Below are 11897 nucleotides of genomic sequence, written 5' to 3' on the forward strand. Positions count from 1 at the left end.
GAATTCCATCATGGTCAAGTTTATCGACGCTGCGGAGGCCGCAAACCTCGTGGCGACGGGCGACACTGTGCTTTTTGGTGGCTCCGGCGGCGGTCACGCCGTGCCGGAAGCCATCATCGAAGCACTCGCGGCGCGGTATAAGTCGACCGGGGATCCGAAGGGGCTGACGCTCGTCAGCGTCGTCTCGCTCGGCGACTGGCAGGAGACCGGGTTCAACATCCTCGCCGAGCCGGGGCTCGCGAAGCGTGTGATTTCCGGCGGCTTCAACAACTGCCCGCGCTTCGCCGCGCTCGCCTTCGCCGACGAGATCGAGGCCTACACGCTGCCCCAGGGTGTCCTCTCGATGCTCTGCCGCGACATGGCGGCCGGCCGTCCCGGCCTTCTGACGCGCACCGGCCTCCACACCTTCATGGATCCGCGCCAGTCCGGCGGGCGGCAATCGCCCTCGGCCAAGGAGGATCTGATCGATCTCATCACGATCAACGGCGAGGAGTTCCTTCTCTACAAGAGCTTCCCGGTGAACGTATCGATCATCCGCGGGACGACGGCGGACGAGAACGGCAACATCTCCATGGAGGAGGAGGCGTTCTACGGCGAGAACTTCTCGATGGCCGCCGCCGCGCATCTTCATGGCGGAATCACCATCGCGCAGGTGAAGCAGGTCGCCACCGCCGGCAATCTCCACGGCCGGCACGTCAAGGTGCCGGGCGCCGTGGTCGACTATGTCGTCGTCGAGCCGGAGCAGCGGCAGACCTATCTCACCGGCTACAGCGCCGCCTATGCCGGCGAGATCCGCGTGCCCGACAAGAGCATCAAGCCGATCCCCTTCGACGTGCGCAAGGTGATCGCGCGGCGCGGGGCGATGGAGCTCTTCCCCGGCGCAGTCGTCAATCTCGGCTTCGGCGTGTCGAACGGTATCTCTGCCGTCGCGGCGGAGGAGGGCTTTTATCGCGAGCTCACCCTCACCGTGGAGCAGGGCATCATCGGTGGCGTGCCGGCCGTCGGCAAAGATGCCGGCGCGGGCGTCAATTACGACATGATGGCCGACCAGCCGCTCCAGTTCGACTTCTATGACGGCGGCGGACTCGATCTCGCTTTCCTCTCCTTCGCGGAGGTGGATGCGAACGGCAACGTCAATGTCAGCCGGTACGCGAAGTCGATCAACGGGCCCGGCGGGTTCATCAATATCGCGCAGGGCGCGAAGAAGGTGATCTTCTCCGGCACCCTGACGGCGGGCGGTCTCGACATCGTTCCGGGCGACGGTTCGCTGACGATCCGCAAGGACGGGGCTGTCCAGAAGTGGCTCCCGAATGTCGGGCAGATCACGTTCAACGGCCGCTTCGGCTTGGAGCAGGGTCAGGAGATCCTCTACATCACCGACCGCGCCGTCTTCCGGATGACCCCGGGAGGGCTCGAGGTGCAAGAAATTGCGCCCGGGATCGACCTCCAGAAGGACGTTCTCGACCGCATCGGCTTCGACGTCATCGTCTCCGACAATCTGAAGACGATGGACGAAGCGATCTTCCGCGAAGAGCCGATGAACCTTGCGACGCATTTCCGCGCCCGTTCCCGTCCCGCCGCCTGACATCCCGAAAGGAATAAGAGGATGAGTGATCCAGTTCTGGTCGATGTCAAAGACGGCATTGCGACTGTTACACTGAACAACCCGCCGCTCAACATCGTCACCCTGCCGATGACGGCGATGCTCGAAGAGACGCTCGACCGTCTCGCCGCCGATCCGGACGTCCATGTGATGATCTTGACCGGTGCCGGCGATCGCGGCTTCTGCGCCGGCTCCGATATCAAGGAGTTCCCGGACATGCAGGATCCGGGCGTCATTCTCGAACGGAAGCTGATCCGCGAAAACCGCGTCTACAGCAAGGTCGACGACTTTCCGAAGCCCACGATCTGCGCGATCAAGGGGCTCGCGATGGGCGGTGGCCTCGAACTCGCGGTCTGCTGCGATCTTCTGGTCGTCGACGAGGACGTGCGCCTCTCGCTCCCCGAGATCAAGCTTGGCTGGTTTCCGGGCAGCGGCGGGCCGGTGCGCGTGACGCGCCGGATCGGCGAGGGCCGTGCGAAGGAGATGATGTTCATCGGCGAGCCCATCAACGCGACGACGGCGCTCGCCTGGGGCCTCGTCAACCGCGTCGTCCCGAAGGACCGTGTGATCGCCGAGGCGGAACTTCTGGCCCGTGAGATCGCGAGCCGGTCGAACCCCGCCCTTCAATGCTGCAAGGCGGCGATCGACATGTCGTTCGACATGACCGAGGACGAGGCGATCGAAGGCGCGCTCAAGCTGAGCGACAAGGTGTTCCGCACGGCCGACAGCCGCGAGGGGGTCCGGGCCTTCCTGGCGAAGGACACGCCGCGCTTCACCCATAGCTGAGGCGCGAGCGAGATGAAAATTCTGGTCCTCCAGGGCGCCAACATGAACTGGCTCGGCAAGCGCGAGCCGGAGAAATACGGCACCACGACCGCCGACGAACTCGATGAACGCCTGCGCGCCCACGCGCAGGCCCAAAATGTCGAGATCGAGATCCGCTATCACAACATTGAAGGTGAGGCGATCGACACGCTTCAGGCGGCCGAGCGGGACGGGGTCGACGCCGTCGTCCTCAATCCCGGCGGCTTCTCTTATGCGGGCTATGCGCTGAGAGATTGCATGGTCGGCGTCACGGTCCCCGTGGTCGAGCTGCACATGACGAACCACTATGCGCGCGGCATCCATTCCGTCACCGCATCGGCGGCCGTCGCCGTGTTCCTGGGTCTCGGCATCGAGACCTACTTCCACGCCTTCGACGCTGCGGTCGGCGTCGCGCGCAAACGTCGCAACACGGATGGCTGAGACCGGCACCGCCCCGCTCGGTCTTCCCCTGCCTCTGACAGGGGAAACGCGGCTTTACATGATCATCGGCGATCCGATCGCACAGGTCGGCTCACCGGGTCTCGTCAACGCCTCCTTCCGCCGGCGTGGCGTTCCGGCGGTCCTCTTTCCCGCCCATGTGCGGCCCGAAGGGTTGAAGGCGTTTCTCGCCGGTCTTCGTCCGCTCGAAAATCTCGACGGCATCGTCCTCACCATCCCGCACAAACAGACGGCGATGGACGTGGTCGACACCATCACCCCGCGCGCGCAGGCGATCGGCGCCGTCAACGTCATCCGCCCCGAAGCGGACGGCACCTGGACGGGCGACAATTTCGACGGTGAGGGTTGCGTGCGCGGCCTCACCGATGCCGGTCACTCGATCGCCGGCAAGTCCGCGCTTCTCGTCGGCTGCGGTGGGGCGGGCAGTGCCATCGCGCATGCCTTCGCCGATGCCGGGGTGAGCCGCCTTCGCCTCGCCGACCTCGACGAAAGCCGCCTGGCGCGGGTCGCTGGCGACCTTGCCCGCGCCCATCCCGCGCTGGCGCTCGAGACCGGCCCGCCCGATCCGTCGGGCTTCGTGGTCGTCGCCAATGCGACGCCGCTCGGTATGCGCGAAGGCGACCCTCTCCCGGTCGATCCCGATCGCCTGACGCCGGGCACGCTCGTCGTCGACGTGATCACCAAGCCCGCGATGTCGCCGCTTCTGACGGCCGCCGCCGCGAAGGGATGCACGACGCAGCAGGGGCCGGCCATGCTGATCGGCCAGGTCGAGGCGTTCATCGACTTCTTTCTCGGCAAGCCCGCGGGCTGAACGCCGACACGACCTTTAGGAGACGCTCATGGCGCCGATCGAGACGGACGTGTGTGTGGTCGGGGCCGGCGGGGCGGGCCTTGCCGCCGCGATCGGTGCCGGGCGCGCCGGAGCGCGCGTCGTGCTCCTCGAAAAGGGGGCGACGCCCGGCGGGACGACGGGCCGTTCGGTCGGTTCGATCACCGCCTCGGGCACGCGCTGGCAGAAGGCGGCGGGCGTCGACGACACGACCGACGCCCATTTCGAGGACATGGCCCTTTTCGCCGGTCCGCGCGCCGAGCGGGACAATCTCACTCTGCGCCGCTTCTATGTGGAGAATGCCGGCGAGACGGTGCACTTTCTCGCCGATCTCGGGATCGAGTTCATCGGCCCGATGCCCGAGCCGCCCCATCGCGTCCCGCGGATGCACAACATCGTCCCGCACTCCCGCGCCTATATCAGCCAGCTTCTGCGTGAGGCGCGCCGGCTCGGCGTCACCGTGATGACGGAGACGAGCGCCGATGAGGTCCTGATGGAGGGCGGCCACGTGACCGGCCTCAGGGCCACGGCGCGGAGCGGCCCGGTCGAGATCAAGGCGAGCGCCGTGATCCTCGCGAGCGGCGACTACAGCTCCTCGCCCGACATCAAACGCAAGCTCGGTGCGGCCCAAGCGGCCGAGATCGAGGGCGTCAATCCGCTGTCGACGGGTGACGGCCAGCGCATCGGCGAGGCGGCCGGCGGTCATATCGTCAACGGGGACATCGTGTGGGGTCCCGAGATCCGCTTCGTCGCGCCGCCGAAGCCGAAGCTGATCGCCAAGATCCCGCCGAGCCGACCCTTCGCGAAGCTCGTCAAAGCCTCCTTCAAGGCGATGCCGGACAGGCTCTTGCGCCCGTTTCTCATGAGCTTCGTGACGACCTATCTCGCGCCCTCCCACACGCTCTTTTCGCAGGGCGCGATCCTGGTGAACCGTGACGGCGCGCGCTTTTGCGACGAACGCGACGGGCCGCAAGACGCGATCCCGCAGCAGACGGGGCGCGAGGCGTTCATCCTCCTCGACAAGGCGATCGCCGAGCGGTTCGAGGTCTGGCCGAACTTCATTTCGACCGCACCCGGCGTCGCCTACGCCTATCTCGCCGATTATCGCCGCAACCGACGCGACATCACCTTCGAGGGCGATACGCTGGAGGCGGTGGCGGGGAAGGCCGGGGTCGATCCGGCGGGCCTTGCCCACACGGTCGCCGCCTACAACGCGGACGCCGATGCGCGCGGCGAGCGTCCGGCGCTGTCGGGCGGGCCCTACACGATCCTCGGCCCGGCGCGCAGTTTCATCCTCATGACCGAAGGCGGGCTTGCGGTGAACACCGACCTCCAAGTCCTCGGCGCCGACGATGCGCCGATCGACGGGCTTTTTGCGGCCGGCTCGGCCGGGCAGGGCGGGCTCATCCTCGACGGGCACGGCCATCATCTCGGCTGGGCCTTCACCTCCGGCCGGATCGCCGGCGCCAACGCGGCGCGTTCGATCGGCTGATCGGAAAGCCGGCCCGACGAGGGCGGGACGATCAGGCGAGATCGTGAAGCCGGCTCATGCCGCCGTGCAGGAAATAGGCCTTGGTGAAGAGGCCGTCCGGCACCGGGTTCGGCAGACGCACATCGGCGACGCCTGGTAGCGCAGTCTCTCGCGGATCGAAGGATCGATCGATCTGCGAGATGAAGCCGAAAATGACGCCCGAGCGTGCCGCGAAGGCCTTGAGGGCGCGCATTTGTTCGGCGAGCACCGGCTTGCTTCGCTGCTGATCCAAAATCTGCAGATAATCGATGACGGCGACCGTGCCGCGCGGCGCACCGTCGAGATGACGGACGATGAAATCGGCGCTGATCGCATCCGAAGCCACGATCTCGAGCCGGGCCTCCTCGCCGCCCAGCGTGCCGACCCGCCTCAGCGCCTCCCGCTCGCTATATTCGAGGGTGAAGAACACCGCACGCCGCCCGGCCCGGGCCGCCTCGACGAGCAGTTCGATGCCGAAGAGGGTCTTGCCGTGGCCGGGCCGCGCGCCGACGAGGATCATCTCGCCCTCCCGGAGCGCCGGGAGCAGGGAAGCGGCGTTGATCGCTGGCGTATGGCGGGCTGCGAGGAGGCTCCAGGTGGCGAAGCCTTCATCGTGGGCGAGGCGATCCTGCGCGGCGTGGAGCGGGATCCCGGCCTGGCGGGCGAGCGCTTTGGCGCGTCGCTTCAATTGGTAGATCGGAGCGGACAACCGCATCTGCGAACCTTCCTTGCGAGCCGTGTTCGCAATCCCTCCCTCATGCGAGCGCTCGAACGGATGGTCCGATGATCGTCCTTGCCCCGTATGTGCGGATACTTCCCCGCTTGGGAGGGGGGAGGCGCGGGCCGAGCCTGTTCCGCGAGGGATAGTGCAGCCGCCTCGCCGGAGCAAGCGCGGGATCGGGACAAAAAAAAGACCGCCGGAGCGGTCGGCTCGGGGCGGGCAGGCGCCCGCCCCGAGGGGTGTTGTCGTGCCGGCTCAGTTGACGAACTGAGGCATCACCAGGCGCGGCAGGAACAGCGCGATCGACGGCACGAAGACGATCAAGAGGATCACCGCGATGAAGAACGAGTAGAACACGAACATCTGCGGCATCGCCTTGATCACGGGTATCTTCGCGATCGAACAGGAGAGGAGGAGACAGAGCCCGTATGGTGGAGTGCACAGCCCGAGCGCCAGCGTCATGATGACGACGATACCGGCGTGGATCCCGTTCGCCCCGGATTGCTCCACGAGCTCGGACACGATCGGCAGGAAGATGATGATCGCCGGAATGGCGTCCATGAACGTTCCGAGGATCAGGAACAGGATCATGATGCCGATCAGGGTCATCGTCACGCTGTCCGTCAGCCCGCCGACGAGGCCGGCGATCGCTTGCGGCGCCTGATAGTAGGCGAGGAGCCAACCGAACACCGTCGCCGTCGCCACCGCGAGCAGCGGCTGGGAGTAGAGGACCGCCGCTTCCGAGAGGATGTGCGGCAGGTTCCGGAACTTGGCCGAGCGGTAGATGAGGTACATCAGCACCATCACATAGACGGTGGCGACCATGCCCGATTCCGTCGCGGTGAACTTACCCGTCATCACGCCGCCGATGATGATCACCGGAACGAGGAGCGGGAAGAAGCCACCACGAATGGCGCCGAGGGCCTCCTTCAACGTCGGGAACGGCTCTGCCGGCACATCGTGGCGCAGCGCGTAGATGTAGACGTAGACCATCTGCGACAGGCCGATGAGGATGCCGGGGATCGCGCCGGCGAGGAAGAGCCCGCCGATCGAGACGCCGCCTTGCGCGCCATAGACCACCATCATGATCGACGGCGGAATGATGGAGCCCATCGTGGAGGACGCCGCGGTCAGCGCCGCCGTGAAGTTGCGGTCGAACCCGTTGCGGATCATCGACGGGATGATGACCGAGCCGACGCCCGCCGTGTCGGCGGTCGAGGAACCGGACATGCCGGCGAAGATCATCGACACGACGACGTTGATGTGGGCGACGCCGCCGCGAATATGACCGACGAGCACCTGGGAGAGCCGCATCAGCCGCTCGGTGATCATGCCCGTATTGAGGAGCTGACCGGCGAGCAGGAAGAAGGGGACCGCGAGAAGCGTGAAGGAGTTGAGGCCCTGGAACATCTGCTGGACGACCAGGGAGGGCTTCAGTCCTTCGAGGAAGATCACGAAGAGTGAGGCCAGTCCGAGTGAATAGGCGACCGGAACACGGATCGCGATCATCACGAAGAAGGTTATGAAGAGGATCGCAATCGGGTTCACGAGACGCCTCCGCTCGCGTCATGGTCTTCGGTGTAGGCGTGATAGACGATGGCGCCGATCAGCCGTTCGAGGGTGAAGAGGGTGATGGCGGCGCCGGCGACGGGGAAAGCCGAGAAGACGTAGACCATCGGGTAGCCCATCATCGGCGTGAAGCGGCGCATCCCGTTGATGGCCATTTCGAGCCCGAAATAGAACAGGATGATCCCGAACAGCACGGACAGGCAGCCGACGATCACCTTGAGGATCGTGTCGAGCATGCCGCGGGTCTCTGGGATCAGCTCCACCACGAAGTGAATGTTACGCCGGGCGGCCACGCTCGCACCGAGCATCACGGACCACACGAAGCTCATCACGGACCATTCGGAAGGCCACATCATCGGTGCTTGCAGCACCTGCCGATAGATCACGTCGATGAAGACAACGACGGTGAAGAGGGCGAGAAAGGCGCCCGCAAGATGCGAGAACAGCCTTTCAATCACATAGTTGAACGCCTGGAAGCGGTGAAACCATGGCGATACGGGCCTCTGTTCGGCGCCGTCGCTGCTGGTGGACATGGAGATCTCCCAAAGACTCGGACTGTTGGAAATCGAGCGGGCCGGATCGGTCTCCCGATCCGGCCTTTCCACGATGCTAGTTTTTCAGTTCGCGGATGCGAGCGAGGATGTCCTCAGTCCCGAGATTCTTCGCGGTCTCGTCCTGCAAAGGCGCAACCGCCTCGACGAGCGGGGCCGTTTCGACCTCGTTCACCTTCACGCCATAGTCCGCCATTTCTTCGATGAGCGCATTGTCGCTCTCGATGGCGTTGTCGACGCCGAAGACGGACGCTTCACGGCCGGCTTCGAGGATCGCGTCCTGCTGTTCCTGCGGCAGCGCCTCGAACTTTTCCTTGTTCATCATGATCAAGGAGATCGGCCACTGGTGGTTGGTCAGGGAGAAATAGGGCGCGACTTCGTTGTGCTTGTTCAGGATGTAGGAACCCGGCGAGTTCTCGGCGGCGCCGATCAGGCCGGTCTGCATGCCCGTGTAGACGTCACCGAAGGGGATGGCGACGGGAAGCGTGCCGAGCGAGCCCCAAACCTGGGATTCGACCGGCGAGGCCATCACGCGCATCTTCTTGCCCTTCAAATCGTCGAGGCCGGTGACGGGCCCCTGCGAGTTGTACATGGAGCGGGCACCCGAGGTGATCGTCGCGACGCGGATGAAACCCGGGTCAACGTTTGCGATCATCTCGTCGATGAGGCTGTTGAACGTGTCGTCGGCCACCGCGCGGCGGAAGTGATCGGCATCCTCGAAGAGGTAGCTCACCGACAAGATGCCGAAGGCCGGCACGAAGCTCGAGGCGTTGGCCGTCGTGGAGACGGACATGTCGAGATTGCCGTCGACGACCTCTTGCAGCATCGACGTCTCGGTGCCGAGCGTCCCGGACGGGAAGACGTTCACCGTGATCTCGCCGTCGGTCAGTTCGTTGACCTTGTCGGCGAAGAAGTTCGTCGTCGCGTGATAGGTATGCTTCGTGACCTGGTCGTGGCCGAGACGGAGCGTCTCGGCCTGCGCGGCGGTCGCAGCGGAGAACATGCCCGCTGCGAGGAGCACGCTCGCGCCCATGCGTGTAATCGATCTAGTGTTCATATGTTTCCTCCACTCTGTATACGGCTTCAGCTGCTCGCGGGCGGCTTATTGCAGCGCGCGAACACGCTCCAGCAGGCCTTCCGCGCCGAGCTGCTTGGCCACGGCGTCTTGTGTTTCGGAGAGCGCTTCGACGAACGGGGCGGTATCGACCTCATTCACCTGGACGTCATACTCCTCCTGAAGATCCTTCAGGAATTGAGCGTCGCTTTCGATCACGTAGTCGACGACATGGTCCGTCAGACCTTCGCAATTTTCCTCGATCGTCTGCTTCACGTTGTCGGGAAGATTGGCGAACTCCTCCTCGTTCGTGAACAGGAAGGCGACGAGCCACTGGTGCCCCGTCAGCGAATAATAGGGCGCCACTTCGTAATGCTTGTTGGACCCGTAGACGGCGGCGGCGTTCTCCGCGGCCTGGACGAGGCCGGTCTGCATCCCGGTGTAGACGTCACCGAAGGGGATCGAAACCGGCAGCGTGCCGAGCTGGTTCCAGACCTGGCTCTCGACCGGCGAGGCCATCACGCGCATCTTCATGCCCTTGAGGTCGTCGAGCGAGGCGACCGGATGGTCGTTGTTGTAGACGTTGCGGACACCGGCGGTGAACGTGCACAGGCGCTTCAGGCCGAGATCGTGCGAGGCGACGACCTCGTCGACCAGCGCGTTGAATTCCGGATCCTTCAGGACGCGGCGGAAATGGTCGGCGTCGGCGAAGATATAGCTGACCGAGAAAAGGCCGAGCTCCGGGATGAAGGTCGAGGCGTTCGCCGATGCGGCGACCGACATGTCGAGATTGCCTGACATGACGCTGTCGAGCATCGCCATTTCGTTGCCGAGCTGCGCGCTCGGGAAGATCGCGACACCCCATTCGCCGTTGGTGGCTTCCTTGAGCTTCTCGTCGAGATAGACGCCGACCTGCTGGTAGCCGTGCGCCTTCGGCTGATCGTGCCCGAGGCGGAGCGTTTCCGCGGCAGCCGGGGAGGCCGCGAGCGCGAGCCCGAAAAGTGTCGTCAGAAGAATCGGATTCGTCCTGCGCATGTCAGGTTCTCCTTCCTTGGGTCGCTCGAAGCGACGTTAAGTTCCTCGTCAACGCCCGATATCCGGGCGGTCTTTGTTGCTGACTTGCATGTCAGTCTGTAGGGCAAGTTAGCCGAAAAGACGGCCATGTCCATCCCAGGGAGGAACGAATGCCAGATTTGTTTAAATTAACCGGGCAGGTTGCCCTTGTAACGGGTGCCTCGCGCGGGCTGGGGCTCGCGATGGCCGAGGGGCTCGCCGCGCAAGGGGCGCATGTCGTCCTCAACGCGCGTTCCGTCGATGCGCTGGAGGCGAACGTCGAATCGCTGCGCGCGAAGGGCTACAGCGCGTCATATGCCGCGTTCGATGCCGCCGACGAGCCGACGATGGTCGCCTCCGTCGCCGAGATCGCGAAGACGCACGGTCGCCTCGATATCGCCATCGCCAATGCCGGCATTCAAAATCGGACCCCGTTTTTGGAGCTCTCGACGGAGGATATCCGGAAGGTGCTGGAGATCAATCTGATCTCGGTGATGACGCTCGCGCGCGAGGCCGCACGGCCGATGGTGGCGAACAAGCATGGCCGGCTGATCTTCACCGGCTCGATCATGGGCCAGGTGGGCCGGCCGACCGTGAACCCATATGCCGCCGCTAAGGCGGGCGTGATGGGCGTCATCAAGACGCTCGCCGCCGAGCTCGGCCCGCACGGCATCAACGTCAACGCGATCGCGCCCGGCTTCTTCGCGACGGAAATGAACACCGCGCTCACCGAGAACGCCGACTTCAATGCGTTCGTCTCCTCCCGCACCGCGCTCGGACGTTGGGCGCAGCCGGAAGAGATCGCGGGGGCGGCGGTGTTCCTCGCCTCCAACGCGTCGAGCTATCTGACGGGACAGACCTTGACCGTCGATGGCGGCCTGATGGCGATGGCCTGACGTCGGTCCCGGATGGGGGCGAAGCTGCGCGCTTCGCTCCCGTTCCCCCGTGGTCAGGCCTCGGCGCCCACCGAGGCGATGAACGCCGCGACGCGGTCGAGCACGGCGTCGGGCGCCTCGCGATGGGGGACGTGGCCGCATTCGGGGATCATGAACCGCTCGGCGGGGCCGGCCGTGTCGTCGACGATATGGTCGACCTGGGCCGGGGTGCCGTGCTCGTCGTCCATGCCCTGAACGGCGAGGACGGGGCAGGTGATCGACGGCAGGCGGCCGAGCATTTGCCACGCCTGGTTCTGCGGGCGCAGCCAAGCATCGATCCAGCCATAGAACATGGCCTCGGTCTGATCGCCATGATAGCGGCCGAGACCGCTGCGCAGCCGCTCGTCCTCGCTCCATTTCGCGCGCAATTGCTTGAGCGAGCCGCTGGTCTCCGCCTCGACCATCACGTGCGCGGCTTCGGTGATCACCGCGACGGGCTTGTCCGGGAAGGCGGCGGCGTAGAGGAGGGCGATCGTCCCGCCGTCGCTGTGGCCGAAGAGGATCGGCCGGTCGATGTGGCAGGCGGCGAGGACGTCCGGCAGCGCGGTGTCGGCTTCCCGCTCGATGAAGTCGATCGGGCGGGGGGCGTCGAGCGGCTCGGACTGGCCATAGCCATGGCGCTCATAGACGAGCACCGGGAGGCCCGTCTTCTCGGCGAGGCGGGCGGGAAAATCGTGCCATTGGCCGATGCTGCCGAGACCTTCGTGCAAGAACACGATGGTCGGCCTGCCGGCGGCCTGTTCGCCGTGGAGGACCGCCCGAAGACGGCGCCCCGCGGCGGTGACGAAAAACGGCTCGCTCATCGGTGG

At 65.3% G+C, this 11897-nt stretch carries 12 protein-coding genes; 6 read left to right on the plus strand and 6 right to left on the minus strand.

From position 1 onward, the window contains the following. Positions 1 to 10 precede the first annotated feature (10 nt). From L1787_RS17580 to L1787_RS17600, 5 genes are read left to right on the plus strand one after another with little or no spacing between them, the layout of a single operon-like run. Positions 11 to 1585 (plus strand): acyl CoA:acetate/3-ketoacid CoA transferase, encoded by a 1575-nt coding sequence (locus tag L1787_RS17580; RefSeq protein WP_235710344.1) that lies wholly within the window; start codon positions 11 to 13, stop codon positions 1583 to 1585. Positions 1586 to 1606: 21 nt separating this feature from the next. Further along, entirely contained in the window at positions 1607 to 2389 is a 783-nt protein-coding gene (locus L1787_RS17585; RefSeq protein WP_235710346.1) for an enoyl-CoA hydratase/isomerase family protein, read from the plus strand. Between the two features lie 12 nt (positions 2390 to 2401). Further along, entirely contained in the window at positions 2402 to 2848 is a 447-nt protein-coding gene (locus L1787_RS17590) for a type II 3-dehydroquinate dehydratase (RefSeq protein WP_235710348.1), read from the plus strand. Next, positions 2841 to 3677, plus strand: coding sequence for a shikimate dehydrogenase family protein (locus L1787_RS17595; RefSeq protein WP_235710349.1), 837 nt, complete (start codon positions 2841 to 2843; stop codon positions 3675 to 3677). Before L1787_RS17590 ends, L1787_RS17595 begins: the two co-directional genes overlap by 8 nt. 28 nt (positions 3678 to 3705) lie before the next feature. Next, the gene (locus L1787_RS17600; protein WP_235710359.1) at positions 3706 to 5187 is read left to right on the plus strand and encodes an FAD-dependent oxidoreductase; all 1482 of its coding nucleotides are present in this window, start codon (positions 3706 to 3708) and stop codon (positions 5185 to 5187) included. Between the two features lie 31 nt (positions 5188 to 5218). Here L1787_RS17600 and L1787_RS17605 read toward each other — a convergent pair whose 3' ends face one another. The 5 genes from L1787_RS17605 to L1787_RS17625 all read right to left on the minus strand — a co-directional run bounded on the left by L1787_RS17605 (position 5219) and on the right by L1787_RS17625 (position 10135). After that, the gene (locus tag L1787_RS17605; protein WP_235710361.1) at positions 5219 to 5920 is read right to left on the minus strand and encodes a DNA helicase; all 702 of its coding nucleotides are present in this window, start codon (positions 5918 to 5920) and stop codon (positions 5219 to 5221) included. 261 nt (positions 5921 to 6181) lie between these two features. Then, on the minus strand, positions 6182 to 7474 hold the full coding sequence (locus tag L1787_RS17610; protein WP_235710363.1) for a TRAP transporter large permease: 1293 nt from the start codon (positions 7472 to 7474) through the stop codon (positions 6182 to 6184). Next, complete coding sequence (locus L1787_RS17615; RefSeq protein WP_235710365.1) at positions 7471 to 8028, minus strand: TRAP transporter small permease; 558 nt, start codon at positions 8026 to 8028, stop codon at positions 7471 to 7473. The genes L1787_RS17610 and L1787_RS17615 overlap by 4 nt, the downstream gene beginning before the upstream one ends. Positions 8029 to 8104: 76 nt before the next feature. Further along, positions 8105 to 9103 carry a TRAP transporter substrate-binding protein gene (locus L1787_RS17620; protein WP_235710367.1) on the minus strand — a complete coding sequence of 333 codons (999 nt, stop codon included), beginning with the start codon at positions 9101 to 9103 and terminating at the stop codon, positions 8105 to 8107. Positions 9104 to 9148: 45 nt separating this feature from the next. Further along, on the minus strand, positions 9149 to 10135 hold the full coding sequence (locus L1787_RS17625; RefSeq protein ID WP_235710369.1) for a TRAP transporter substrate-binding protein: 987 nt from the start codon (positions 10133 to 10135) through the stop codon (positions 9149 to 9151). A 149-nt stretch (positions 10136 to 10284) separates the two neighbouring features. Between L1787_RS17625 and L1787_RS17630 the strand changes: the two genes are divergently transcribed. After that, positions 10285 to 11049: an SDR family oxidoreductase gene (locus L1787_RS17630; protein ID WP_235710371.1), complete on the plus strand. Its 765-nt coding sequence runs from the start codon at positions 10285 to 10287 to the stop codon at positions 11047 to 11049. Positions 11050 to 11102: 53 nt separating this feature from the next. On the opposite strand, the gene L1787_RS17635 is transcribed toward L1787_RS17630, so the two are convergent. Beyond that, positions 11103 to 11891 carry an alpha/beta fold hydrolase gene (locus L1787_RS17635; RefSeq protein ID WP_235710373.1) on the minus strand — a complete coding sequence of 263 codons (789 nt, stop codon included), beginning with the start codon at positions 11889 to 11891 and terminating at the stop codon, positions 11103 to 11105. Between the last annotated feature and the right edge of the window lie 6 nt (positions 11892 to 11897).

This window comes from Acuticoccus kalidii (genome assembly GCF_021556395.1).
GTDB classification, from domain to species: domain Bacteria; phylum Pseudomonadota; class Alphaproteobacteria; order Rhizobiales; family Amorphaceae; genus Acuticoccus; species Acuticoccus kalidii.

Bases quoted from the DNA above. Each gene is read 5' to 3' on its own strand.
- L1787_RS17580 (WP_235710344.1), top strand. From the start codon at position 11: ATGGTCAAGTTTATCGACGCTGCGGAGGCCGCAAACCTCGTGGCGACG.
- L1787_RS17585 (WP_235710346.1), top strand. From the start codon at position 1,607: ATGAGTGATCCAGTTCTGGTCGATGTCAAAGACGGCATTGCGACTGTT.
- L1787_RS17590 (WP_235710348.1), top strand. From the start codon at position 2,402: ATGAAAATTCTGGTCCTCCAGGGCGCCAACATGAACTGGCTCGGCAAG.
- L1787_RS17595 (WP_235710349.1), top strand. From the start codon at position 2,841: ATGGCTGAGACCGGCACCGCCCCGCTCGGTCTTCCCCTGCCTCTGACA.
- L1787_RS17600 (WP_235710359.1), top strand. From the start codon at position 3,706: ATGGCGCCGATCGAGACGGACGTGTGTGTGGTCGGGGCCGGCGGGGCG.
- L1787_RS17605 (WP_235710361.1), bottom strand. From the start codon at position 5,920: ATGCGGTTGTCCGCTCCGATCTACCAATTGAAGCGACGCGCCAAAGCG.
- L1787_RS17615 (WP_235710365.1), bottom strand. From the start codon at position 8,028: ATGTCCACCAGCAGCGACGGCGCCGAACAGAGGCCCGTATCGCCATGG.
- L1787_RS17620 (WP_235710367.1), bottom strand. From the start codon at position 9,103: ATGAACACTAGATCGATTACACGCATGGGCGCGAGCGTGCTCCTCGCA.
- L1787_RS17625 (WP_235710369.1), bottom strand. From the start codon at position 10,135: ATGCGCAGGACGAATCCGATTCTTCTGACGACACTTTTCGGGCTCGCG.
- L1787_RS17630 (WP_235710371.1), top strand. From the start codon at position 10,285: ATGCCAGATTTGTTTAAATTAACCGGGCAGGTTGCCCTTGTAACGGGT.
- L1787_RS17635 (WP_235710373.1), bottom strand. From the start codon at position 11,891: ATGAGCGAGCCGTTTTTCGTCACCGCCGCGGGGCGCCGTCTTCGGGCG.